Origin of the sequence: Streptosporangium sp. NPDC049376 (assembly GCF_044466505.1) — a bacterium.
GTDB lineage: Bacteria > Actinomycetota > Actinomycetes > Streptosporangiales > Streptosporangiaceae > Streptosporangium.
The window spans coordinates 1-22,663 of sequence record NZ_JBITMT010000024.1; the positions used below are offsets into that span (position 1 = coordinate 1).

21 protein-coding genes and 1 riboswitch are annotated in these 22,663 nt (G+C 70.0%); of the genes, 13 read left to right on the top strand and 8 right to left on the bottom strand.

Translation table 11 applies throughout. The features are described 5' to 3' along the window. Positions 1-339 precede the first annotated feature (339 nt). Positions 340-2,418 (top strand): S9 family peptidase, encoded by a 2,079-nt coding sequence (locus tag ACIBVQ_RS35425; protein WP_352015211.1) that lies wholly within the window; start codon positions 340-342, stop codon positions 2,416-2,418. Further along, on the top strand, positions 2,415-3,443 hold the full coding sequence (mgrA, locus tag ACIBVQ_RS35430; RefSeq protein WP_352015212.1) for an L-glyceraldehyde 3-phosphate reductase: 1,029 nt from the start codon (positions 2,415-2,417) through the stop codon (positions 3,441-3,443). The genes ACIBVQ_RS35425 and mgrA overlap by 4 nt, the downstream gene beginning before the upstream one ends. Before the next feature lie 4 nt (positions 3,444-3,447). Here the strand turns inward: mgrA and ACIBVQ_RS35435 are convergent, their stop codons facing one another. Further along, positions 3,448-5,874, bottom strand: a complete 2,427-nt coding sequence (locus tag ACIBVQ_RS35435; protein ID WP_362778107.1) for a lysylphosphatidylglycerol synthase transmembrane domain-containing protein — start codon at positions 5,872-5,874, stop codon at positions 3,448-3,450. A 73-nt stretch (positions 5,875-5,947) separates the two neighbouring features. Between ACIBVQ_RS35435 and ACIBVQ_RS35440 the strand changes: the two genes are divergently transcribed. The 4 genes from ACIBVQ_RS35440 (at position 5,948) to ACIBVQ_RS35455 (ending at position 11,159) form a co-directional block, all read left to right on the top strand. Next, entirely contained in the window at positions 5,948-6,385 is a 438-nt protein-coding gene (locus ACIBVQ_RS35440) for an RpiB/LacA/LacB family sugar-phosphate isomerase (protein ID WP_362778109.1), read from the top strand. Positions 6,386-6,737: 352 nt separating this feature from the next. Continuing rightward, positions 6,738-8,297, top strand: coding sequence for a M28 family peptidase (locus ACIBVQ_RS35445; protein WP_399182994.1), 1,560 nt, complete (start codon positions 6,738-6,740; stop codon positions 8,295-8,297). A 60-nt stretch (positions 8,298-8,357) separates the two neighbouring features. Continuing rightward, positions 8,358-10,388, top strand: a complete 2,031-nt coding sequence (locus ACIBVQ_RS35450) for a molybdopterin-dependent oxidoreductase (RefSeq protein ID WP_399182996.1) — start codon at positions 8,358-8,360, stop codon at positions 10,386-10,388. Positions 10,389-10,436: 48 nt separating this feature from the next. Further along, positions 10,437-11,159, top strand: a complete 723-nt coding sequence (locus ACIBVQ_RS35455; RefSeq protein WP_399182998.1) for a PadR family transcriptional regulator — start codon at positions 10,437-10,439, stop codon at positions 11,157-11,159. 20 nt (positions 11,160-11,179) lie between these two features. Here ACIBVQ_RS35455 and ACIBVQ_RS35460 read toward each other — a convergent pair whose 3' ends face one another. Together ACIBVQ_RS35460 and ACIBVQ_RS35465 are read right to left on the bottom strand one after the other, a co-directional pair. Next, positions 11,180-11,641, bottom strand: coding sequence for a GNAT family N-acetyltransferase (locus ACIBVQ_RS35460; protein ID WP_352015218.1), 462 nt, complete (start codon positions 11,639-11,641; stop codon positions 11,180-11,182). A 129-nt stretch (positions 11,642-11,770) separates the two neighbouring features. Next, positions 11,771-12,064 (bottom strand): hypothetical protein, encoded by a 294-nt coding sequence (locus ACIBVQ_RS35465; RefSeq protein WP_352015219.1) that lies wholly within the window; start codon positions 12,062-12,064, stop codon positions 11,771-11,773. Between the two features lie 193 nt (positions 12,065-12,257). On the opposite strand from ACIBVQ_RS35465, the gene ACIBVQ_RS35470 reads away from it, so the two are divergent. Continuing rightward, positions 12,258-12,728, top strand: coding sequence for a hypothetical protein (locus ACIBVQ_RS35470; RefSeq protein WP_352015220.1), 471 nt, complete (start codon positions 12,258-12,260; stop codon positions 12,726-12,728). A gap of 69 nt (positions 12,729-12,797) precedes the next feature. On the opposite strand, the gene ACIBVQ_RS35475 is transcribed toward ACIBVQ_RS35470, so the two are convergent. The 3 genes from ACIBVQ_RS35475 to ACIBVQ_RS35485 form a co-directional block, all read right to left on the bottom strand. Further along, a complete protein-coding gene (locus tag ACIBVQ_RS35475) occupies positions 12,798-13,151 on the bottom strand; it encodes a VOC family protein (protein WP_352015221.1) in 354 nt (117 codons plus the stop codon). A gap of 75 nt (positions 13,152-13,226) precedes the next feature. After that, on the bottom strand, positions 13,227-13,550 hold the full coding sequence (locus ACIBVQ_RS35480) for a multidrug efflux SMR transporter (protein WP_362913953.1): 324 nt from the start codon (positions 13,548-13,550) through the stop codon (positions 13,227-13,229). Positions 13,551-13,561: 11 nt separating this feature from the next. Beyond that, positions 13,562-13,628, bottom strand: a riboswitch (guanidine-III (ykkC-III) riboswitch). Then, complete coding sequence (locus ACIBVQ_RS35485; protein WP_352015223.1) at positions 13,625-14,440, bottom strand: methyltransferase domain-containing protein; 816 nt, start codon at positions 14,438-14,440, stop codon at positions 13,625-13,627. (Overlaps the previous riboswitch by 4 nt.) 225 nt (positions 14,441-14,665) lie before the next feature. On the opposite strand from ACIBVQ_RS35485, the gene ACIBVQ_RS35490 reads away from it, so the two are divergent. From ACIBVQ_RS35490 to ACIBVQ_RS35500, 3 genes are all read left to right on the top strand, one after another. Continuing rightward, a complete protein-coding gene (locus ACIBVQ_RS35490; RefSeq protein WP_399183002.1) occupies positions 14,666-16,489 on the top strand; it encodes an acyl-CoA dehydrogenase in 1,824 nt (607 codons plus the stop codon). A 116-nt stretch (positions 16,490-16,605) separates the two neighbouring features. Next, positions 16,606-17,346: an NUDIX domain-containing protein gene (locus ACIBVQ_RS35495; protein WP_352015225.1), complete on the top strand. Its 741-nt coding sequence runs from the start codon at positions 16,606-16,608 to the stop codon at positions 17,344-17,346. Next, positions 17,343-18,305 carry a lipopolysaccharide kinase InaA family protein gene (locus ACIBVQ_RS35500; RefSeq protein WP_399183004.1) on the top strand — a complete coding sequence of 321 codons (963 nt, stop codon included), beginning with the start codon at positions 17,343-17,345 and terminating at the stop codon, positions 18,303-18,305. The genes ACIBVQ_RS35495 and ACIBVQ_RS35500 overlap by 4 nt, the downstream gene beginning before the upstream one ends. A gap of 6 nt (positions 18,306-18,311) precedes the next feature. On the opposite strand, the gene ACIBVQ_RS35505 is transcribed toward ACIBVQ_RS35500, so the two are convergent. Then, positions 18,312-19,208 carry an LLM class F420-dependent oxidoreductase gene (locus tag ACIBVQ_RS35505; protein WP_352015227.1) on the bottom strand — a complete coding sequence of 299 codons (897 nt, stop codon included), beginning with the start codon at positions 19,206-19,208 and terminating at the stop codon, positions 18,312-18,314. Between the two features lie 94 nt (positions 19,209-19,302). On the opposite strand from ACIBVQ_RS35505, the gene ACIBVQ_RS35510 reads away from it, so the two are divergent. The 3 genes from ACIBVQ_RS35510 (at position 19,303) to ACIBVQ_RS35520 (ending at position 22,113) form a co-directional block, all read left to right on the top strand. Beyond that, the gene (locus ACIBVQ_RS35510; RefSeq protein WP_352015228.1) at positions 19,303-19,836 is read left to right on the top strand and encodes a helix-turn-helix domain-containing protein; all 534 of its coding nucleotides are present in this window, start codon (positions 19,303-19,305) and stop codon (positions 19,834-19,836) included. A 91-nt stretch (positions 19,837-19,927) separates the two neighbouring features. Then, on the top strand, positions 19,928-20,875 hold the full coding sequence (locus ACIBVQ_RS35515; RefSeq protein WP_399183007.1) for a hypothetical protein: 948 nt from the start codon (positions 19,928-19,930) through the stop codon (positions 20,873-20,875). A gap of 11 nt (positions 20,876-20,886) precedes the next feature. Then, complete coding sequence (locus ACIBVQ_RS35520; RefSeq protein ID WP_399183009.1) at positions 20,887-22,113, top strand: adenylosuccinate synthetase; 1,227 nt, start codon at positions 20,887-20,889, stop codon at positions 22,111-22,113. On the opposite strand, the gene ACIBVQ_RS35525 is transcribed toward ACIBVQ_RS35520, so the two are convergent. Beyond that, complete coding sequence (locus tag ACIBVQ_RS35525) at positions 22,103-22,396, bottom strand: Dabb family protein (RefSeq protein WP_362913941.1); 294 nt, start codon at positions 22,394-22,396, stop codon at positions 22,103-22,105. The genes ACIBVQ_RS35520 and ACIBVQ_RS35525 overlap by 11 nt on opposite strands. Positions 22,397-22,663 lie beyond the last annotated feature (267 nt).

Sequence of the window (22,663 nt, forward strand, 5' to 3'; positions counted from 1 at the left end):
CTTTTTCGTGTCAAACCGATCCGACCGGATCGCATTTTCTTCGATAAAGCCTGTCCGAGGAATTTCAGACCGCCCCGTCTCCGGAGCAACCCTTCAAACTTACCAGCACCTGAGTGGCTCTGCGAATCGACGCGAACCGATCATTGGAACCGTTGGTTTGAGGGGGTTGTCAGCGGACACAGAACAAGCCACACCGGATCACCGGAGTGAGTGGAGTGGTTTGCGCCGAACCTTGCCGACGCCAGAACATTAGCAGTCCCCGCAGACCGCTCGGGACGTAACGACGAACCCCGTGGCTTGATCCGGGACGTCTGGCACGGAAAACATAGACTCGACGGGGTGAGCAGCCAGACACCGCCTACGGCGAAGAAGGTTCCCAGCGAGCGCGTGCACCACGGGGACACCGTGGTCGACGACTACGCGTGGCTGACGGTCAAGGACGACCCCGAGACGATCGCCTACCTCGAAGCGGAGAACGCCTACACCCGGCAGGCGACCGCCCATCTCGAAGGGCTCCAGGAAACGATCTTCCAGGAGATCAAGGGCCGGACGCTGGAGACGGACCTGTCCGTCCCCACCAGGAAGAAGGGCTGGTGGTACTACTCCAGGACGGAGGAGGGCAAGCAGTACGGCATCCAGTGCCGGGTCGCCGCGGACGGCGACGCTCCTCCCGAGCTGAAGGCGGGCGAGGCGCTGCCCGGTGAGCAGGTCCTGCTCGACGGCAACGAGCTGGCCGGCGACAGCGACTTCTTCTCCCTCGGCGCCAGTTCGGTCAGTCCCGACGGGACCCTGCTGGCCTATTCGGTCAACTTCACCGGCGACGAGCGGTTCACCCTGCGGGTGAAGGACCTCACCACGGGCGAACTCCTCGACGACGAGGTCAGCGGCATCTTCTACGGCGGTGCCTGGTCCGCGGACGGCAGGGCCTTCTTCTACACGACCGTCGACGACGCCTGGCGGCCCAACCAGATCCACCGGCACATGATCGGCACCTCGACCGAGGAGGACGTGCTCGTCCACCAGGAGGACGACGAGCGGTTCTGGATCGGCGTCGGCCTGACCCGCAGCGAGCGCTACCTCGTGCTCTCGGCGGGAAGCAAGATCACCAGCGAGGTCCACATCCTGGAGGCCGACAACCCGACCGGTGAGTTCCGGCTCGTCAGAGCCAGGGAGACCGGTGTCGAGTACGGCCTCGACCACGCGGGGGACCACTTCCTGATCCTGCACAACCAGAACGCGGAGAACTTCGAGCTGGCCACCGCGCCGATCGACTCCCCCGCTGACTGGACCCCGTTGATCGAGCACCGCGCCGACACCCGGCTGCTGAACGTCGAGGCCTTCCAGGGATACACGGTCGTGCACCTGCGCCGTGACGGGCTGACCGGCATCCGCGTCCTGCCCGAGGGGGCGGAGCCGTACGAGATCTCCTTCCCTGAGCCGATCTACGACGTGGCGCCCTCGGGGAATCCGGAGTTCGTCACCGAGCGGTTGCGGCTCGGCTACACCAGCATGATCACTCCGCCCTCGGTCTACGACTACGACCTGCGGGCGCGTGAACTGATCCTGCTGAAGCGCAAGACCGTGCTCGGTGGGTACGACCCGGCCGACTACGAGCAGTTCCGTGAGTGGGCGACCGCCGAGGACGGCACCCGCGTCCCCATCTCGATCGTGGCCAGGAAGGGCGTCGAGCGGCCCGCTCCGACCGTGCTGTACGGCTACGGCAGCTACGAGATCTCGATCGACCCGTCGTTCTCCGTTGCCAGGCTCAGCCTGCTGGACAGGGGGTTCGTCTTCGCCGTCGCGCACATCAGGGGCGGCGGTGAGATGGGCCGTCACTGGTACGAGGACGGCAAGTTCCAGCGGAAGAAGAACACCTTCACCGACTTCGTCGCCGCCGCCAAGCACCTCGCCGCGGAGAACTGGTCGAGCGCGATCATCGCCAGGGGCGGTTCCGCCGGCGGGCTGCTCATGGGTGCGATCGCCAACCTGTCGCCGGAGACGTTCGCGGGTGTGGTGGCCGAGGTGCCGTTCGTGGACGCGTTGAACACGATCCTCGACCCGTCGTTGCCGCTGACCATCATCGAGTGGGACGAGTGGGGAGACCCGCTGCACAACGCCGAGGTGTACGAGTACATGAAGTCGTACACCCCGTACGAGAACGTGAGCGGCCAGATCTATCCTCCGATTCTCGCGATCACCAGTCTCAACGACACCCGCGTCTACTACCACGAGCCCGCCAAGTGGGTCGCGCGGCTCCGTGAGGTGGGCAGGGGCGGTCCCTTCCTGCTGAAGACGGAGATGGAGGCCGGGCACGGCGGTCGCAGCGGCAGGTACGACTCCTGGCGGGAGGAGGCCTTCGTCCTGGCCTGGATCCTCGACACCGCCAAGGTCGAGGGCACCGCCAGGGTCGAGCGATGACCTACGTGGCCGACGCGGATCGGTACGACGGGCGGCAGCCGTACAACAGGGTGGGCAGGAGCGGGTTGAGGCTGCCCGCGGTGTCGCTGGGGCTCTGGCACAACTTCGGCGACGACAAGTCGTTCGGGACCCAGCGGGCCATCCTGCGGCGGGCGTTCGACCTGGGGGTGACCCACTTCGACCTGGCCAACAACTATGGCCCGCCGTACGGCGCCGCGGAGACCAACTTCGGCAGGCATCTCAGGGAGGACTTCTCTGGATACCGGGACGAGATGGTCATCTCCACCAAGGCCGGGTACGACATGTGGCCCGGCCCCTACGGCGAGTGGGGGTCGCGGAAGTATCTGCTGTCCAGCCTGGACAGGTCGCTGGAGCGGATGGGACTCGACTACGTCGACATCTTCTACAGCCACAGGTTCGACCCGGAGACTCCTCTTGAGGAGACGATGGGCGCGCTCGACCAGGCGGTCAGGTCCGGCAGGGCGCTGTATGCCGGCATCTCGTCCTACTCCCCCGAGCAGACCGAGCGGGCGGCGCGGATCCTGCGGGAGATGGGCACCCCGCTGCTGATCCACCAGCCGTCGTACTCGATGCTCAACCGGTGGATCGAGGACGGGCTGCTCGACGTCCTTGAGCAGGAGGGGGTCGGCTGCATCGCGTTCTCCCCGCTGGCTCAGGGCATGTTGACCGACCGCTATCTCGGCGGTGTCCCCGAGGGGTCGCGTGCCTCGCAGCGGCGTTTCCTCACCCCGGAGATGCTGACCGAGGAGACCATGCGACGTGTCCGCACGTTGCACGAGATCGCGGCCTCGCGCGGTCAGTCCCTGGCGCAGATGGCCCTGGCGTGGGCGCTGCGCGACCGGCGTGTCACCTCGGTGCTGGTCGGCGCGAGCAGCGTCAGGCAGCTTGAGGACAACGTGCGGGCGGTGGAGAACCTGTCGTTCACCGAGCAGGAGCTCGCGGCGATCGACGGGCACGCGGTCGAGTCGGGGGTCAACCGCTGGGCCCGTTCCAGCGAGACCTGAGAGGTCACAGGGCCTCGTGTCGCTGCAGGTAGGTGAACGAGGCCCACCCGGGAAGCACGGGCAGCCAGAACGTCAGCAGCCTGAACAGCAGCACGGCCGAGGTCGCGACCTCGCCGGGCAGGCCGGAGAGGGTCAGGCCGACGGACAGGGAGGCCTCGACGGCGCCGAGTCCTCCGGGGGTCGGCGCCGCCGAGCCGATGGCGTTGCCCGCGAGGAAGACGATGGCCACGGCCGCGAAGTCGAGTGATCCGCCGAAGGCCCGCACCGAGGCGTCGAGACAGGCCACGAAGAAGATCGTCAGTAGGAGGGTGCCCGAGCAGCCTTCGATGATCTTCCGGGGGGACTGGAGCACGTCCAGCAGGCGGGGGATGACCCCGGAGAACAGGGCGCGCAGCCGTACGGTGATCAGCCTGCGCAGGCGGGGGACGCTCACGATGAACAGGACCGCGACCGCGATGGCGAGCAGGACGAACACCAGCGTGCGCGACGGGGTGAACGACGTGGCGGCGCTCGACCCGGTGATGTAGGCGAACAGCAGCAGCAGTGTGATGTGCGAGGCCAGGCCGATGAGCTGGGAGGCTCCGACGCTGGCGACGGCCTGGCCCGGGGGGATGCCGCGCTTTTGCAGGTAGCGGGTGTTGATGGCGACGCCGCTCACCGCCGCCGGGGCGACCAGCTTCACGAAGGAGCCCGCGAACTGCACCAGCACCGTACGGCCGAGCGGCAGCCGTTCCGGCACGAAGCCCCGCAGCATCAGCGCGGCGGCGACGTAGCTCATCATCGCCGCGACGAAGGCGACCCCGGTCCAGCCCCACTTGGCGGAGGTGATCATGTTGAGGTTGATCTGCGTCAGGTAGTAGACCAGGAAGTAGGCGGCGAAGGCGCTGGCGATGATCGTGATGAGGGTTCTGGGGCGGAAGCGCTCCAGGCGGACCTCGTCGGCCTCGACCTGGGGTTCGAGGGCGACGATCCGTTCGCGGATCGCGGTCAGCAGCTCCTTGTTCTTGGTGAGCGCGGCCCTGGTCTCGCGGGTGAGCGCGATCCGTTGCAGCAGCGGCAGGGCGCCGGCCAGCACGTCGGGGCCCGCGACGGCCGCGCCCGCGGCGACGGCGCGGTCGGCTCCGACGCGGAGGCTGAGGTAGGTGAGCAGCTGGGCGATGTCGAGGCGGAGCAGGAGGTCTCCGGCGGCGATCTCGCCACTGCGGGCGTCCATGAGGACGACCCTGCCCTCGTTGTCGACGTGGATGCTGTCGCCGGTCAGCCGCCGGTGGGCCAGCCGCTGGACCTGCAGGAGCAGGACCTGCTCCCAGATCTGGGCGAGCAGGTTGTCGTCGATCTCCTCGTCGGGGACGTCGTCGAGCGGCCGGGTCTCGATGTGCTCGTAGGCGAGCAGTGCGGCCTCGGTGCCGATCTCGCTGGTGCCGACGAGCCTGGGGATGCTGGCGCCCGCGGCCTGGGCGGCGTAGGCCATCAGGGCCTCGCGTTCCAGCTCGGCGCGCAGGGAGCGGATGGCCCTGCGGCGGGTCTCGGTGTTGAGCCGGATGCGGCGCCAGATGCGGTAGAGCACCCCGGCGACCTGGCGGTCGCGGTCGAGGACGGTGACGTCGAGGCGGGTGCCGTCCTTGAGGCCGACGGCGTAGCGCCTGCTGCTCTGGTGGTCGTCGTCGAGGCGGTGCGCCCTGACGGGGGCGAAGCCGAGTTTGGCGAGGGTGGCCACGATCGTGCTGCCGGGCGGCCTGGTGTTGGGGCTGCCGATGCCGTACAGGGTGGCGTAACCGACGGCGAGGCCGACCAGGATGGAGACGACGATGCCGAGGATGGTGGCCGCGGTCGCGGCGAACAGCGCGACGGCGTTGAGCGCGACGGCGCTCCACAGGGCCGCCCGCCAGGTGGGTCTTCGGGAGATGCGCACCGCGGTGACGTAGGCGATGACCGAGGTGAGCAGCGTGTTGAGCGGCTCGACTCCCTGCCTGCCCCCGGTCAGCAGGAGCCACAGGTCTTCCGGGCCCGCGCCGACGATCCACTCGCCGAGGGCGAAGGACAGGACCATGCCCGCGATGGCGGCGAAGAGCCCCTCCGCGACGCGCAGGCCGTCGCGGTGCAGGACGCGTTCGATGGCGTAGGCGGTCGGCACGCCCAGCATGGTGGCGCCGCTGAGCACGCCGACGAGGCCGCTGAGGAGGAAGGGCGCCCGGTTCGTTCCATCGATGACGTCGCCTTCGAGGCCGTTGAGGGTCTTCTTCGCGACGAGGGCGAGCAGGACCACGGCCACGAGCCCCAGCAGGGTCGCCAGGAAGCGCAGCAGATCGGATGGTCTGCGGATGCGCTGCGGCAGGAGCGGTTCGACGACGAGCACGCCGGAATCGCGCTCCGTCTCGGGCTCTGTGCCTTCGACGGGCGCCGCTTCTTCGTGCTCTCTGATTTCCGTCACCGCCAGCGATTCTGCACGTTCCGCATTACAGGTGCGTCACCGATCTTCTCTTCCAGTGTCCACAATCGAAGGCATGCGTATCTCATTGGCCTCGGACAGTCTTGACGGGGTGGCTCCCATCCTGGTGTCGGAGATAGAGGCGAGAGGACACACGGTGATCGCGCACGGCGCCGTCGCCGAAGGCCCCTCGGACTGGGCGTGGTGTTGCTCACAGGCCGCGCGGGACGTCGTCTCCGGGGTGGCCGACCAGGCGATCGTGTGCTGCTGGACCGGCACGGGGGCGTCGATCGCGGCCAACAAGGTGCGCGGGGTGCGAGCCGCCCTGTGTGTGGACGCGGCGACGGCCGAGGGGGCCAGACGCTGGAACGACGCCAACGTGCTGGCGTTGAGTCTCAGGCTGACCTCGGCGCCGTTGCTGGGGGAGATCCTGGATGCCTGGTTCGCCGGGAGCGTCAGCCCGGAGGAGACCGATGTGGCGAACATCGCGTACCTATCCGAGATTGAGAATTGACCTGCTGGAATGCGGCGATGACGGCCGGGCCGGCACCGGCCTGAAAAGCTGATCATCATGCGTCGCAGCCCCGTTTTTCCTTCGCACCCGACCCTAGCCACTTCTGGCGACCGCGTGGCGCCGTGGAAGGGTGCGAAGCGGATGGTCGTGGTGCGACGTGTCACGGCGCACGGCCGGGTGCCGTTACCCGGGTGACGTCGTGACCGCCGGGTGACGCCGGGGACCACCCCGTCCGTCGATCTGACGAAGATTGTCAAATTTGGTTAATCCGGTTACCGGAGATCTTTTTGTTCGCCGCGATCACGGGGATTCCCCGCTCCGCTTCCGTCAACTCTCGTCAGAGGAGTTTCGCATGCGCGTACGCGCGTACCAGGGCCTGCTGGCCGCGATCACCACAGCCTCGGCCGTGACCCTGCCCGGCGCCCAGGCGACCGCCGTGACCTCACCGGCTCCCGAGGTCACCGTCGCGTCCGTCACATCCGTCGGGTCGCCGCCTGTGAACGTGCTCTCCGTGAAGCGGCACCTGGAGGCGTTCCAGCGGATCGCCGCGGCCAACGGCGGCACCCGGGCCGCGGGAACCCGCGGATACGACGAGTCGGCCGACTACGTGGCGGGCAGGCTGCGGGCCGCGGGGTACAGGGTGACCGAGCAGGAGTTCGAGTTCCCGTTCTTCCGTGTCATCGGCACGCCCAAGCTCGCCTGGGTCTCCCCCGGGGCGAGGTCCTACGCGCCGCAGACCGACTTCGTCCCCATGGCGTACTCCGGCTCGGGGAACGTCACAGCCGCCGTGCAGCCCGTCGATCTGGTGCTGCCGCCGAGTGCGGCACCCGGTTCGACCTCCGGGTGCGAGGCCGCCGACTTCGCGGGGTTCGTCCGGGGCAACATCGCGTTGGTGCAGCGTGGCACGTGCGGCTTCCGGGTCAAGGCCGAGCTGGCGGAGGCCGCGGGCGCCTCCGGTGTGATCATCTTCAACGAGGGTCAGGCCGGTGAGGGGGCCGCCGACCGGCGGGGACCGCTGAACGGCTCGCTCGGCGACACGACCACGCGTGTCCCCGTCGTGGGCACCACCTTCGCCGTCGGCCAGGAGCTGGCCACGCCGGGGTCCCGGGCCACACTCTCCGTCACCGCCGAGGGCGACCCGCACAGGAAGACCCGCAACGTGATAGCCGAGAGCCCCTGGGGCGACTCCCGCAGGGTCGTCATGCTGGGCGGCCACCTGGACAGCGTGCCGACGGGACCCGGCGTCAACGACAACGGCTCGGGCAGCGCGGCCGTGCTGGAGACGGCCCTGCGGGCGGGCGGCACGCCGACCAGGAACAGGCTCAGGTTCGCCTTCTGGGGGGCGGAGGAGCTGGGGCTGCTCGGCTCCCAGCACTACGTGGCCGCGCTCTCCCCCGGGGAGAGGGCCAGGATCAGGCTGTACCTCAACTTCGACATGATCGCCTCGCCGAACTTCGTCTACGGCATCTACGACGGTGACGACTCCGACCACACGGGCGCCGGGGCCGGTCCCGCCGGATCGGGTGAGATCGAGAAGCTGTTCGAGACGTACTACGCCTCGGTCGGCCAGCCGTACAAGGGGACCGACTTCACCGGGCGGTCCGACTACGGGCCCTTCATCGCGGTCGGCATCCCGGCGGGCGGGTTGTTCACCGGCGCCGAGGGGATCAAGACCGCCGAGGAGGCCGCCACGTTCGGCGGTGAGGCGGGGGTCGCCTACGACCGGTGTTACCACCAGGCCTGCGACACCCTGGCCAACATCGACGACAGGGCTTTGGCGGTGAACAGCGGTGCCATCGCGACGGCCGCGGCCGTCTACGCCCGCAGCCCGATCCTGCCGGGCGGCACCGCCTCAGCGGCGCCGGGCAGGATGAACGTGGCCCCGGCGTGGCGGGACGCGGTGTCGCGGTGACGGGCTGACCTCAAGGGGGGTACGGCCGGCGAGCCGTACCCCCCTGGCTAGAGTCTGGGCATGGCAGTGGGTGAGCGGGGGGAGCTGCGTGTCCTGGGGGCCTGTCCGCTGGACTGCCCGGACACCTGTTCGTGGGTGGTGACCGTCAGGGACGGCAAGGCGGTCGGGATGCGCGGCAACCCGGAGCAGCCCTACACGCGCGGCGCGCTCTGTGTGAAGGTCAACCGCTATCTCGAACACGCCGGGGCCTCCGACCGCATCCTTTACCCCATGCGCCGGGTCGGCCCCAAGGGTTCGGGCCGTTTCGAGCGGATCAGCTGGGACGAGGCTCTCGACGAGATCTCCGTACGGCTGCGCGCGATCGTGGACGAGCACGGCGGCGAGGCGATCTGGCCCTACCTCGGCACCGGGACGCTCGGCCACATCCAGGGCTGTGAGGGGGTCGCGGGCCGCCGGTTCTGGAACGTCCTGGGCGCCTCCCGGCACTTCCTGAACATCTGCTCGACCGCGGGCAACGCCGGTCTGCGGCTGACCAACGGCACCCCGGGCGGGATGGACCCCGAGACCTTCGCCCTGTCGCGGCTCATCCTGCTGTGGGGCACGAACACCCTCACCAGCGGCCACCATCTGTGGCGGTTCATCCAGGAGGCGAGGGCGGCCGGGGCGTACGTCGTGGCGATCGACCCGATCCGCACCAGGACCGCCGAGCAGGCCGACCTCCACCTGCCGATCAGGCCGGGCACGGACGCCGCCCTGGCGCTCGGGCTGCTGAACGTGGTGTTGTCCGAGGGTGCGCAGGACGACGCCTTCCTGGCCGAGCACACCAACGGCTGGGAGGACTTCCGGGCGGAGATCCTGCGTCACCCGCCCGCCCTCGTCGCGGAGATCACCGGCCTGCCCGAGGCCGACATCCGCTCCCTCGGCGTACGGCTCGCGCACACCCGGCCGACCGGCATCAGGGCCACGATGGGCGTCCAGCGGCACGCGGGCGGCGGTACGGCGATGCGGACGATCGCGGCCATCCCGGCGGTGACGGGCGACTGGCGCCATCCCGGCGGCGGGGTCGCCTACTCGACCAGCGGCCACATCCACCTGAACATCGACACCCGTGACGACCTGCTGGCGGCGCCGGTCAGGCGGCTCACGATGACCAGGCTGGCCGACGGGCTCGACGAGTCGGTCAAGTGCCTGTGGGTCTACGCCGCCAACCCGGTCGGCTCGACCCCCGACCAGAACCGTGTCCGCGAGAGGCTGGCGCGTGAGGACCTGTTCACCGTCGTGATGGAGCAGTTCCCCACCGACACCGTCGACTACGCCGACATCGTGCTTCCGGCGACGATGCAGATCGAGCACACCGACCTGCACGCGGGATACGGACACATGTATCTCGTGTGGAACGAGCCCGCGGTCGAGCCGCCGGGTGAGTGCCTGTCGACGACGGAGACGTTCCGCCGCCTGGCCGGGCACATGGGGCTCACCGAGCCGTCGCTGTACGACTCCGACCTCGAACTGGCCGAGCAGCTGCTCGCCTCCGGGCATCCCTCCCTCGACGGGATCACGGTCGACCGGCTGCGCAAGGAGGGCTGGGTCAGGCTCAACGTGCCCCGGCCGTTCGTCCCGTTCGCCGACGGCTTCCCCACGGCCTCGGGGAGGCTGGAGTTCGGTTCCGGTCCCGCCTACGTGCCGCCGCGTACGGCCTCGGCCGCGGGCGGTCCCTATCCGCTGGCCCTGGTCACGCCCGCGCCGCACACCTTCCTCAACACCACCTTCGGCAACAACCCCGAGCTGCTGCGCCGTTCGAAGGGGCCCCGGGTGGTGGTCAACCCCGAGGACGCCGCGTCCAGGGGGCTGCGCGACGGGCAGCGGGCCCGGGTGTTCAACGCGGTCGGCGGCTTCGAGGCCGTGGTCGAGATCAGCGACCGGGTACGGCCCGGCGTCGTGGCCTCGACGAAGGGGCACTGGCGCAAGCTGAGCCCGGGGGGTTCGACGGTCAACGCGGTTGTCGAGGAGTACGACGCCGACCTGGGCAGGGGGGCCGTCTATCACGACAATCCGGTCGAGGTGATGCCCGTTATGTCTGAGACGACATAGGTAAAGCTACGGTGCCGCATTAGGGGTGCCCCGTGAGATCCTTCCGCGGTGACCTCAACTCTCGGATACGCGATCCTCACAGCGCTGGCCCGCCGACCGAGGTCCGGATACGAGCTGGCCACCGCCATGGGACATCCGCTGGGATGTTTCTGGACGGCCCGGCACAGCCAGATCCACCCTGAGCTGCAACGGCTGGTCGCGGCGGAACTGGTCACCTTCGAGCAGGTCCCGGGTCCCGGCCCGCAGCGCAAGAAGATCTACTCCATCACCCGGCTGGGGACGAGGGAGCTGCGCGAGTGGGTCATCGAGCCCCCGCAGTCCCGTCCCGAGCGTGACGAACTGCTGCTGAAGTCCTACGCCGCCTGGCTCGCCGACCCGGCCGAACTGATCAAGCTCTTCCAGATCCAGCTTGAGGAGCACGAACGGCGGCTGGCGACCTACGAGGACGAGCGCTCGGCCTTCTCCAGCGCGCCCGGCCGCGAGAGCCGCCGCTTCGGCGACTACGCCACCCTGTGGTACGGCATCAGCTACGAGAACCACCGCATCGCCTGGTGCCGCTGGATGATCGACCAGCTCCGCGCGCGTTCCGCGCGCACGTCACGCCTCCGCAAGACCCCGGCCCCGGCGGCTGTTGCGGTTGTCCCCGCTCCGCCGGTGCCCTCGTTCGACGTGAGCCCGCGCTTCGGTGCGATCCCGCGCTTCGACATGGGCGCGGAGTTCGGGGTCGGCGCGCAGTTCGACGTGGGCGCGCAGTTCGGGGTGAGTCCGTGACCCGCTGTGGGTCCCGCCTCTCAGCTCAGCGCGAGCTTGTATCCCTCGTGTGAGGCGACGAAGCCGAGGGAGTCGTAGAAGCGGTGCGCGTCCTTGCGCGCCTTGTTCGTGGTGAGCTGGACCAGGGCGCACCCCCTGGCCCGGCCCCGCTCGACGGCCCAGCGCAGCATCTGCCCGCCCAGTCCTCTGCCGCGCAGGCCGGAGGCGATCCTGACGGCCTCGATCTGCATCCTGAGCGCTCCCCCACGGGAGATCCCCGGGATGTAGGTGAGCTGCATGGTGCCGACGACCTCGCCGTCCAGTTCGGCGACGATCAGCTCGTTGCCCGGGTCGGCGTCGATGGCCTCGAAGGCCGCCCGGTGGGCCTCGCCGTACTCCCCCTGTTGGGCGCCGGAGGTCGAGTCGTCGGCCAGCAGGGCCAGAACCGTCGGGACGTCCTCAAGGGTCGCGACGCGAAAGGTCAGATAAGGGTTCACCGGCATGCCGTGAGCCTACCGAGGCCCGGTCCTCAGGGGCCGGGCCTCGGCAGGCGTCAACACGGACATGCGGGCCTCGACGTGAGCGGCGTTCGAGTCGACGGCCCGACGTGGGCCAAGTGGCCGAGCGGGCTCTCAGCAGCCGGCCGAGCCGACGTACGTGACCGGCCAGTTGACCGTCGTCTTCGAGACCTGGCCGATGGCCACGCAGGGGCCGGTGATCAGGATGTTGCCGGTGTAGTGCTGCGCACGCACGACCACCAGGTGCCGGCCCGTGCCGGAGGTGCAGAGGCTGGACGCCCAGTTCGATCCCTGCTGCACGGTGCAGCCGGAGGGGGCGGCCATGGCCGAGGTGGGGGTGAGGGCCAGAACGCCCAGGCAGAGGGCGGCAGAACTGGCGAGGGTCACCGCGCGACGACGAAAGCTCACGACGAATCTCCTAGAAGGTGGGGGGCTAGAAAGCTTTCCTTTAGGAAAGTTTCCTAATTGAATCCTAAATCGGGACTTAGGGGCAGTCAACAAACGTTCAACATTCGCCGCGTCGCCCCGCCCGGCGGGTAGGGGACGGATCAGGGTTGCTCCCCGATGCGAAGAAGGGGGCCGACGGGGCAGTCTTGGGAACATGAACGACGAACTCACTCGACGTGACGAGATGTCCCTCGCCGGCGCGGCCCTGCGGGGAGCCCCCTGGAGGGCGGCGGCGGTGACCGGGGGCGCGACGGCGGCCGTCAGCTTCGGCCTGGGGGTGATCCTGCCGGGGGCCGCGGACCTCACCTGGGCGCTCTGCCTGGGGATCACGCTGTTCACCCTGGTCGCGGCGATCGGATCGGTCGGCAGGCCGGGCTCGGGTGACCGGGTGACGCGGCAGGCCAGGCTGTGGGCGCTGCGCAGGCCGTGGCGGTTCTCGCTCTACCCCGCGCTCGGCGCGGCGGCGCTCATGTATCCGGTGCAGCTCATCGTGGACGACCAGGGCGTGTTCGGCGCCGCGTTCGACGCGCTGCAGGGCGGCGTCGTGGTGTATCTGATCACCGCGTTCCTGGCCCTGACGCTCAGGGGACGCGGCGAGCGCCCCTCGCTGCCCCACGGGCACTGACCGGACGGCTCGGCGGAACGTCCCGGGACCGGTGGAAGGCCCCGGGAGGCCCCGCTCGTCACAGGGATCTCACGACTGCTTCTCGTAGTCGGCGCGGCAGACGCAGAACTCGTTGCCCTCGGGGTCCAGCATGGTCACCCAGCCGGTGCCGTCGGGGTTGCGCCGGTCGTCGTGGACCGTGGCGCCGAGCCCGGCCAGCCTCTCGACCTCCTGGTCGCGGGTGGTGCCGTCGGAGCCCGTGACGTCGAGGTGGACGCGGTTCTTGACCGACTTGCCCTCGGGAACCCTGATGAACAGCAGGTTCGGCTCCCCGCAGACGAGGACCTCGTCGCCGTCGGGTTCCGTCTCCGGGTGGATCTCCCAGCCGGTCGCCTGGCTCCAGAAGGCCGCCAGCTCGTGCGGCCGGGCACAGTCGAATGTCACATAGTGCACGTTAATCATGCCCTCAGCCAATCGCGACACCGTCTATCGCGTCAAACCGGTTTCCCCTAGGGGCGGTCAGTGGCCGCCCCCCGCGAGGTTGAGCCCGATGACGCCCGCGAGGATGAGGACGATGGAGATGATCTTCAGGGCCGAGGCGTCCTCGCCCAGGAGGACGATGCCCAGGGCGGCGGTGCCCACGGCGCCGATGCCGGTCCAGACGGCGTAGGCCGTACCGACCTCCAGGCTCTTGAGGGCCAGTGAGAGCAGACCGAAGCTGAGCACCCCGAAGACGACGACTCCGACACTCGGCAGCAGCGAGGAGAACCCGTTGCTCAGCTTGAGCGAGTAGGCCATCGCGATCTCGAACAGACCGGCGACGACAATGAGGATCCAAGCCATGACGACTCCCTGAAGCGTCGTCTTTTCGGACCGGGTACGGCGCGTCTCGTCCGGGAGCGTCTCGACTGAGAGCTCTATCCGGGCAACGCCTCCGATGTCGGCCCGATTCCCGTGTCCCACCACAGGGTGAACCACCGCTCGCGGGGAAGCGGCCACATGTCGAGCCGGATCGCCGCCGCGACGACCTCGTCCGCCCGCCCCGGGTCGAGGCAGAGTCTTCTGCAGGCGCTCTCCGCCAGGCCCTCCGGTGTCGCGAAGCGGGACAGCGGGGCCAGGCGCGCCTCGTGCCGCACCCGGTGACCGAGCGCCTCGGCGACCGCGATCACGTCGTGGACCGTGGGCCGGTCCGGGCGGACGATCCCGTGGAAGTGGGCCCACAGGGGGTTGAGCCAGGTCATCGGGTGGCGTTCGGTGAGTTCGACGACGACTCTGAGGCGGGCGTGACCGGACAGTTCGGTGAGGAAGGCGGCCAGGTCGGGCACGTTGTAGACGACGTGGGCGCAGACCGCCACGTCGGCGACCGGGGTCACCGGCGCGACGTCGGGCCAGCGGCCGGTGACGATCCTGAGCGGCACTCCGAGCGCGGCGGCCCGTGACTCCAGTTCGGCGAGCATGCCGGGCGAGGTGTCGACCGCGACCAGCTCTCCCATCCGCCCGGCCAGCGGGAGACCGGCCGCCCCGGTGCCCGCGCCGACGTCGAGCAGGACGCCCCCGGGCGGCAGCGCCTCGGCGACCCGGTCCAGGGTCGGTCCCTGCGGTTCGGCGAGCGCCCGCTCCGTCCGCTCGGCGAACCGCGCGGGCGAGTGCCCCCAGGGGTCGGTCCGCGCCTTCGCCGCGATCTCGTCGGGGATCGCCCACAGCGCGAGGTCCGCACGCCACCGCTCGTCCATGGCAGGAGCCTAACCCGGGGGTGACGACCGTCCCTGTCAAGGCCGCGTGTCGGCCCGGGGGCGCGGCCTCGTCCGAGCGGGCCGGTACAGCTCCCTTTCCCCGAGGAATGTGACAAACGTCCTTACCGCTCCAGTTTTTAGGGGTTACTGGCGGGTAGCATCAGGGGTAAGGTTACTGATGAGTAGAGAAAAAGCCCGGTCCCCCGGTTTCAAGGAGCAGATCCCATGGGCCACTACAAGAGCAACCTCCGCGATCTGGAGTTCAATCTCTTCGAGGTGTTCGGCCGCGGGGACATCCTGGGTACCGGCCTCTACGCGGACATGGACGAGGACGTCGTGCGCAGCGTCCTCGACGAGGTCAACCGCCTGGCGACGGGGGTTCTGGCCGACTCCTTCGAGGAGGGCGACCGCACGCCGCCCGTCCTGGACCCGGAGACCGGCGCGGTGACGATGCCGGAGGGCTTCAAGCGGTCCTTCGCCGCCTACCGCGAGGGCGGCTGGACCAACATCGGCCTGCCCGCCGAACTGGGTGGCCCCGGCCTGCCGCCCAGCGTCAACTGGGCGCTCGCCGAGATGATCCTCGGCGCGAACCCGGCCGTCTGGATGTACGCCAGCGGACCCGCCTTCGCCTACGTGATGCACCTCATCGGCACCGAGGACCAGAAGCGCTTCGCCGAACTGGCCATCGAGCGGACCTGGGGCGCGACCATGGTCCTCACCGAGCCCGACGCGGGCTCCGACGTGGGCGCGGGCCGTACGAAGGCGATCAGGCAGCCCGACGGCACCTGGCACATCGAGGGTGTCAAGCGCTTCATCACCAGCGCCGAGCACGACCTGGCCGACAACATCTTCCACCTCGTGCTTGCCCGCCCCGAGGGGCACGGCGTCGGCACCAAGGGCCTGTCGATGTTCCTGGTCCCGAAGTACCACGTGGACCTGGAGACCGGTGAGCTGGGCGAGCGCAACGGCGTCTACGTCACCAACGTCGAGAAGAAGATGGGCCTGAAGGTCTCCACGACCTGCGAGCTCACCTTCGGCGAGCGGCACCCGGCCGTCGGGACGCTGATCGGCGACGTGCACGAGGGCATCAAGCAGATGTTCATGATCATCGAGCACGCCCGGATGATGGTGGGGACCAAGGCCATCGCCACCCTGTCGACCGGTTACCTGAACGCCCTCGAATACGCCAGGGCCAGGGTGCAGGGCGCCGACCTCACCCAGATGACCGACAAGGCCGCCCCGCGCGTGACCATCGTCCACCACCCCGACGTGCGCCGCGAGCTCATGCTCCAGAAGTCGTACGCCGAGGGCATGCGGGCGCTGGTGATGCTGACGGCCACCTACCAGGACGCGGTGCAGGCCGCCCGCTTCGAGGGCCGTGAGGACCGGCACGCCGAGGCGATGAACGACCTGCTGCTGCCGCTGGTCAAGGGGGTCGGGTCCGAGCGGTCCTACGAGCTGCTCTCCCGCTCGCTGCAGACCCTGGGCGGCTCCGGCTACCTGCAGGACTACCCGTTCGAGCAGTACATCAGGGACGCCAAGATCGACTCCCTCTACGAGGGCACGACCGCGATCCAGGGCATGGACCTGTTCTTCCGCAAGGTCCTGCGCAACCAGGGGGCCGCGCTCGGCGCGCTGTACGGCGACATCAAGGCCTTCGCCGCCTCCCAGGCGGGCAACGGCCGCCTCAAGGAGGAGCGCGGACTGCTCGACGAGGCCGCCGACGAGGTCAAGGCCATGGCCGACACGATGGCCGGCTGGGCGATCTCCTCGCTGGAGACCCCCGAGGAGGTCTACAAGGTCGGTCTCAACAGCACCCGGTTCCTGCTCTCCCTGGGTGACCTGGTGATCGGCTGGCTGCTGCTGCGCCAGGCCGAGGTGGCCCTGGCCGCGCTCGGCTCCCCCGGCAGGGACCAGGCGTTCTACGAGGGCAAGGTGGCCGCGGCGTCGTTCTTCGCCAAGACCGTCCTGCCCCGGCTGGCCGCCGAGCGCCGCGTGCTGAGCGAAACCGACCAGAGCCTGATGGAGCTGTCCGAAGAGGCGTTCTGACCACCCGGCCGTGGAGGGTCGTCCCGTTTCCGGGACGGCCCTCTTCCGTGTGTGCGATCACCCCGGAATCGAGTTATTCTCATTATGAGATTATCTTGACCCGGGAAGGGCGTGTCGTGGACGAGAAGGAATCGGCGTTCCTGGCGGAGTACGACCCCAGGGACTATCCCCCGGTCGCCGTGACGGTGGACGTGGTCGCGCTGACCATCCGCGCGGGTGTGCTGCACGTGCTGCTGGTCGAGCGGGGCCGCCCTCCCCAGCAGGGACGCTGGGCGCTGCCGGGAGGGTTCATCAGGCCGGGCGAGGACCTGCCCGAGGCGGCCAGGCGGGAACTGGCCGAGGAGACCGGGCTCGCCCCCCGCGTCCACATCGAACAGCTGGCCAGCTACGGAAGCCCGGACCGGGACCCGAGGATGCGGGTCGTCTCGATCTCCTACCTCGCCTTCGCCCCCGATCTGCCCGACCCCAGGGCGGGCTCCGACGCGGCCTCCGCCGCCTGGCACCCGGTCTCGCGCCCGCCGGAGCTGGCCTTCGACCACGCGCGCGTCCTCGCCGACGGCCTCGAACGGGCGCGGGCCAAGCTGGAGTACACGCCGCTGGCCACGACGTTCACCGGGGAGACGTTCACGATCTCCGAGTTGCGCGGCGTCTACGAGACGGTGTGGGGCGTCCCGCTGCACGCGGGCAACTTCCACCGCAAGGTCCTCTCCGTGCCCGGGTTCGTCGAGGCCACCGGGCACAGCACGGTGAGCGGCGGCTCCCGGGGCGGGCCACGTGCCAAGCTCTACCGCGCCGGGGACGCCCGCCTGCTGCACCCCGCCCTGCTGCGGCCCGCCGAGCAGGAGGGCACCCGATGACCACCCCGGCCGAGGCGATCGCACTGGTCTCCGCCGCCCGCGTCCCCGCGGACCTGTTCGGCGGGCCGACACCACGGCGGACGTACCGGAGACTGGCCCGGCTGCTGCACCCCGACCTGACGCCGGGTGCCGAGGCCGCCGGGGCGTTCGCCAGGCTGGCGAGCCTGTGGGCCGAGCACACCGGACACACCCCCACGGACGACCTGGCCGGAACGGTGGTCGGAACCCGCCACGTCGGGCGGCTGCTCCACGAGGGCGCGACCGCCCTGCTGTACGACTGCGCCCCCGGCGCCCTGCTCAAGATCCCGCGCGGTCCCGCGGACAACGACCTCATGCGGCGCGAGGCGCAGGCGCTCAGGACGATTGAACGGGAGGGCGATCCGACGCTGCTGCCGTACGTGCCCCGGCTGGTCGACTCCCTCCGGCACGGCTCCGGCGACGCGCGGCGGCGGGCGAACGTGATCAGCCGGGTCCCCGACGGGTTCGTGAGCCTGGCGGAGATCGCGCGGCGGCGGCCGGTACTCGACCCGAGGGACGCGGCGTGGATCTGGCGGCGGCTGCTGGTCGCGATCGGGGCGGCGCACCGCGCCGGGGTGGTGCACGGCGCGGTGTTCGGCCACCACGTCCTGGTCCACCCGATCGACCACGGTCTGGTGCTCGTCGACTGGAGCCAGTCGGTCCCGCTCGGCAGCCCGTTGACGGCCCTGGTCGCCAGGCACCGTGACGACTACCCGCCGGAGGTCCTCACCGGGGCGCCCGCGACCGAGACCCTGGACATCAGGCTCGCCACCCGCTGCGTCGCCGCCCTCATGGGGGACCGGGTGCCCGGTGCGATCGGCCGTTTCGTGCGGGGCAGCCTGGTCGCGCCGCCCCGGGACGCCTGGCGGCTGCTGGGTGAGCTCGACGAGTTGCTCGACGATCTCTACGGTCCCAGGACCTACCGTCCGCTGAACCTCTGAGGTCCCTCAGACCGAGGCGAACAGTTCGACGGTCCTGGCCCGTTCGCGCTCGTCGCCGAGCGGGTTCACCAGCAGCTCCGTCGTCCCGGCGTCGGCGTATCGCCGTACGGCCCGCGCCACGCTCTCCTCGTCGCCCGCCAGGACCGTCTCGTGGACGCCCGACTTGCCCTGCCGATCGAGCATGGCCCGGTAGCTGGGGAGTTGGGCGGCGAACCCGACCCGCTCGGCCACCCCGCGCCTGATCCCCTCGGGGTCGGCGGTGACGCTCGCCATCACCGCGGCCACGACCCTGGGGGCGGGCCGTCCCGCCTCCTCGGCCGCGCGGGTGATCGCGGGCCTGACGTGGTCGGCGATCGCCTCGGGCCCCGTCCACACGGTCACCGTGCCGTCCGCGAGCTCTCCGGCGACGCGCAGCATGACCGGGCCGAGCGCCGAAAGCAGCACCGAGGGCGCCTTCGCGCCGGGCACGTCCACCCGCCCCGAGGCGGAGACGGTCTCCCCGTGGTGGTCGACGGCCTCCCCGCGCAGCAACGGCCGCAGCACCGACAGGTACTCCCTGATGTGCCGGGCGGGCCTGTCGTAGGAGTAGCCGAACTGTCCCTCGATGATCTGCCGGTGGCTCGGCCCGACACCGAGGGTGAGGCGGTCGCCGCCGGCGGCCTGCACGGTGAGCGCCTGTCCGGCCAGTGCGAGCGGATGCCTGGGGTAGGTCTGCACGACCGCCGTTCCCAGGTCGACGCCGGGCACCTCACGCGCGGCGATCGCCAGGACGGCGAGCGCGTCCCACGAGGTGAGCTGGCTGAGGAAGGCGCTGTCGAGTCCGGCGTCGGCCGCCTCCCGCACCTGTCCGATCATCGCGTCCAGGCTCAGCCCGATGCCGCTGATGTAGAGGCCTCTTCGCACGAATCCCCCAAAGTGAAGCGGATCTTCCGGTTCCGAAAGACCACGGTACATTAACCTGAGGCCGGAATTCCGGTTAACTCAGGAAGGACGGGCCGTGCGAGCCGACGCGCGACGCAACCGCGAACTCATCGTCACGACCGCGCTCGGCCTGTTCGCCGAACGCGGTGCCGCCGTCTCGATGGAGGAGATCGCCCGTGCGGCGGGACTGGGGGTCGGCACCCTCTACCGCCACTTCCCCGACCGGCAGGCCCTGGTCGAGGACATCGCCCTTGACGCGCTGCGCCGTCTCATGACCTTCGGCGAGACCGTGACCGCCGAGGGCATGACCGGCGACAGGCCGTGCTGGCAGTCCCTGCGCCTGGTCGTCGAGCACTGCGCCGGGCTCCCCCTGGCGCTGATCAAGGCCCTGTCGCCCGAGACGACCGCCAACCCCGAGCTGGCGCGGCTCGAACGCGACCTCAACGCCCTGCTCGAACGGCTGGCCAGGGGCGCCCAGGAGGAGGGGACACTGCGCGGCGACATCCCGCCCGGCGAGGTCGTCGGCCTGCTCAACGTGGCCGTCTGCCGCCCCGGCGCCCGCGCGGACGACCACCTCACCACCGTCATCCTCGACGGCCTCAGACGCTGACCCTCCCGTGACGGACCTCGCGGGTTGACGCGGCCCATCGTTATTCTCATAATGAGATTAACTCAACCTGAGAACAACCAAGGGGACCCACATGGGAAGCGGAATCTGGTCGACCGACGTCTACTCCGCCGCCGCGAGCTACCGCGCCGCCAAGGGCACCAGCGCCTTCGCCTACAGCGACAGCGGCGCGCGCGCCACGCACGAGGACCTCGACCCGTACGGCGTCGCCACCCGTGAGAGCCGTGACTCCGACGAGCACCCCGACAGCCTCGCCATCGCCGTCCTGTTCGACGTGACCGGCTCGATGGGCGGGGTCCCCCGTACGCTCCAGACCAAGCTGCCCGACCTGCTGGGCCTGCTGATGCGCAAGGGCTACGCCACCGACCCGCAGATCCTCTTCGGCGCGATCGGCGACGCGACCTGCGACCGCGCCCCGCTCCAGATCGGCCAGTTCGAGTCCGACAACCGGATGGACGAGGACCTCGGCAAGATCCTGCTCGAAGGCGGGGGCGGCGGCCAGAAGACCGAGTCCTACGAGCTGGCGATGTACTTCATGGCCAGGCACACCTCGATCGACTGCTTCGAGAGGCGCGGGCGCAAGGGCTACCTGTTCATCATCGGCGACGAACTGCCCTACCCGAAGGTCAGCCGCCGTCAGGTCCGCCAGGTGATCGGCGACTCCCCGCTGCGGGACATCACGACGAAGGACATCGTCACCGAGCTGACCAGGGCCTACCACGTCTACTACATCCTGCCCGCCGGGGCGAGCTACGCCGGGGACGGCCAGGTGCTGGCCGCCTGGCGCGACCTGCTCGGTCAGAACGTCCTCGAACTGGACGACCTGGACGCGGTCTGCGAGACCATCGCGCTCACCGTCGGCCTCGGCGAGGACGCCATCGACCTGGACGAGGGGCTGGACGACCTCGACGAGATGGGCTCGGAGGCCGGCCAGGCCGTGGGCAGGGCGCTGGCCCGTCTCGACCGGCGGACGCTCGCGGTGCCCGAGGAGCCGGGCGCCAGCGGCGTGATCCGGCTGTGAGGGGTACGGGCGTGCGCGAACACGTGATCGTCGCCGACCTCGGGTACGGCGACGCGGGCAAGGGGACCGTCGTGGACTGGCTCTGCTCACAGGAGCCGGTGCGGGCGGTCGTCCGCTTCAACGGTGGCGGGCAGGCGGCGCACAACGTCGTCCTGCCCGACGGGCGGCACCACACCTTCGCCCAGTTCGGGGCGGGGACGTTCCGGGGCGTGCCGACCCACCTGTCACGCTTCACGATCGTGGACCCGCTCGCCCTGGCCTCCGAGGCGGCGAACCTGGCCCGCCTCGGGGTGCCCGACCCGTTCGGGCTGCTCACCGTGGACCGGGACGCCCTGCTCGCGACGCCGTACCACGTGGCGGCCGGGCGGGCCAGGGAGCTGGCGCGCGGCGAGGACCGGCACGGGTCGTGCGGGATGGGCGTCGGGGAGACCGTCTCCTACGCCCTGGCGCATCCGGGCCTCGCGCCGACCGTGGGTGACTGCGCCGCCCCGGTACGGCTGGCCCGCAAGCTGCGCGCGCTGCGCCGGGAGGTCGAGGAGACCTGGTGGGTGGCCGGGCCGGTGGCGACGGAGCTTCCCCCGGTCGAGGACTGCGTCGCGGCCTACCGGGCGTTCGCCGAGCGGGTGACCCTCACCGGCCCCGCGCGGCTCGCGGCCCTGCTGCGCGAGGGACCGGTCGTCTTCGAGGGGGCCCAGGGCGTGCTGCTCGACGAGTGGCACGGCTTCCACCCGTACACGACCTGGAGCACGACGACCTTCGCGAACGCCCTCGAACTGCTCGGCGGGGCGGGTGCCGTACGGCTCGGGGTGCTGCGTTCCCACACGCCCAGGCACGGTCCCGGGCCCCTGGTCACCGAGGACCGGACGCTGCGGGTGCCCGAGCGGCACAACGGGACGGGGCCGTGGCAGGGGCCGTTCAGGGTCGGGCACTTCGACGCGGTCGCGCACCGCTACGCGCTGGCGGTCACCGGCGGGGCGGACGCGCTCGCGCTCACCCACCTGGACGTGCCGGTCTCGCGGATGTGCGTCTCCTACGACATCGGCGAGCCACCCGTGGGTACGGCGGGCGACCTCGACGGGCAGGCGAGGCTGACGGAACGGCTGCTGCGGGCCCGTCCCCACTACGTGGACGGTGTCGACGACTGGCCGGGGGCGGTCGAGGAGGCCCTCGGAGCGCCGGTGTGGCTCGGCTCCTGGGGCCCGACCTCGGCCGACAAACGCGCGTGGGTCAGATCGTGAACTGTACGGCGGCGCGGGAGGCCACGATGGGCTTGATGTGCTTGGCGATCACCGCCTGGTGCTCCGGGTGGTCCCGGTAGACCAGGAAGTCGTCGGCGTTGTCGAAGTCCGCGACGATGGCGAACTCGTGGTTGCCGGGGTTCACACCCGCGTCGGCCCCCAGCGTGTAGGCGCGGATCTCCGGGATGATCTCCGTCAGCCTGAGAAGCTCGGTCTTGACCGTCGCCTTCTGCTCCTCGGTCGTCCCCTCGGCCCAGGTGAACAGCACGACATGACGGAACATGATCTCCCCTTCGGTCGGATGCCCAGTAAGCGTACGGCCGCCCTTTACGCGGGACGAGCGCGGGGCGTCCCGCGGTATTCGGCGCGGCGACTCCCCCTCGCCCGAAATGCTCCGATATATGCCATTTATTTATTATTTATACAGATCTGTGCGCCTTTGCCAAACTATAAGTGCTTTGCGGTGTCGTGGTAGGTGCGTCTCCTGCGATGTTTGGGGTGTTCGAGCCCAGGAAGGCGAAATCGTCTTCCCGTGAAACCGGAGGATCGC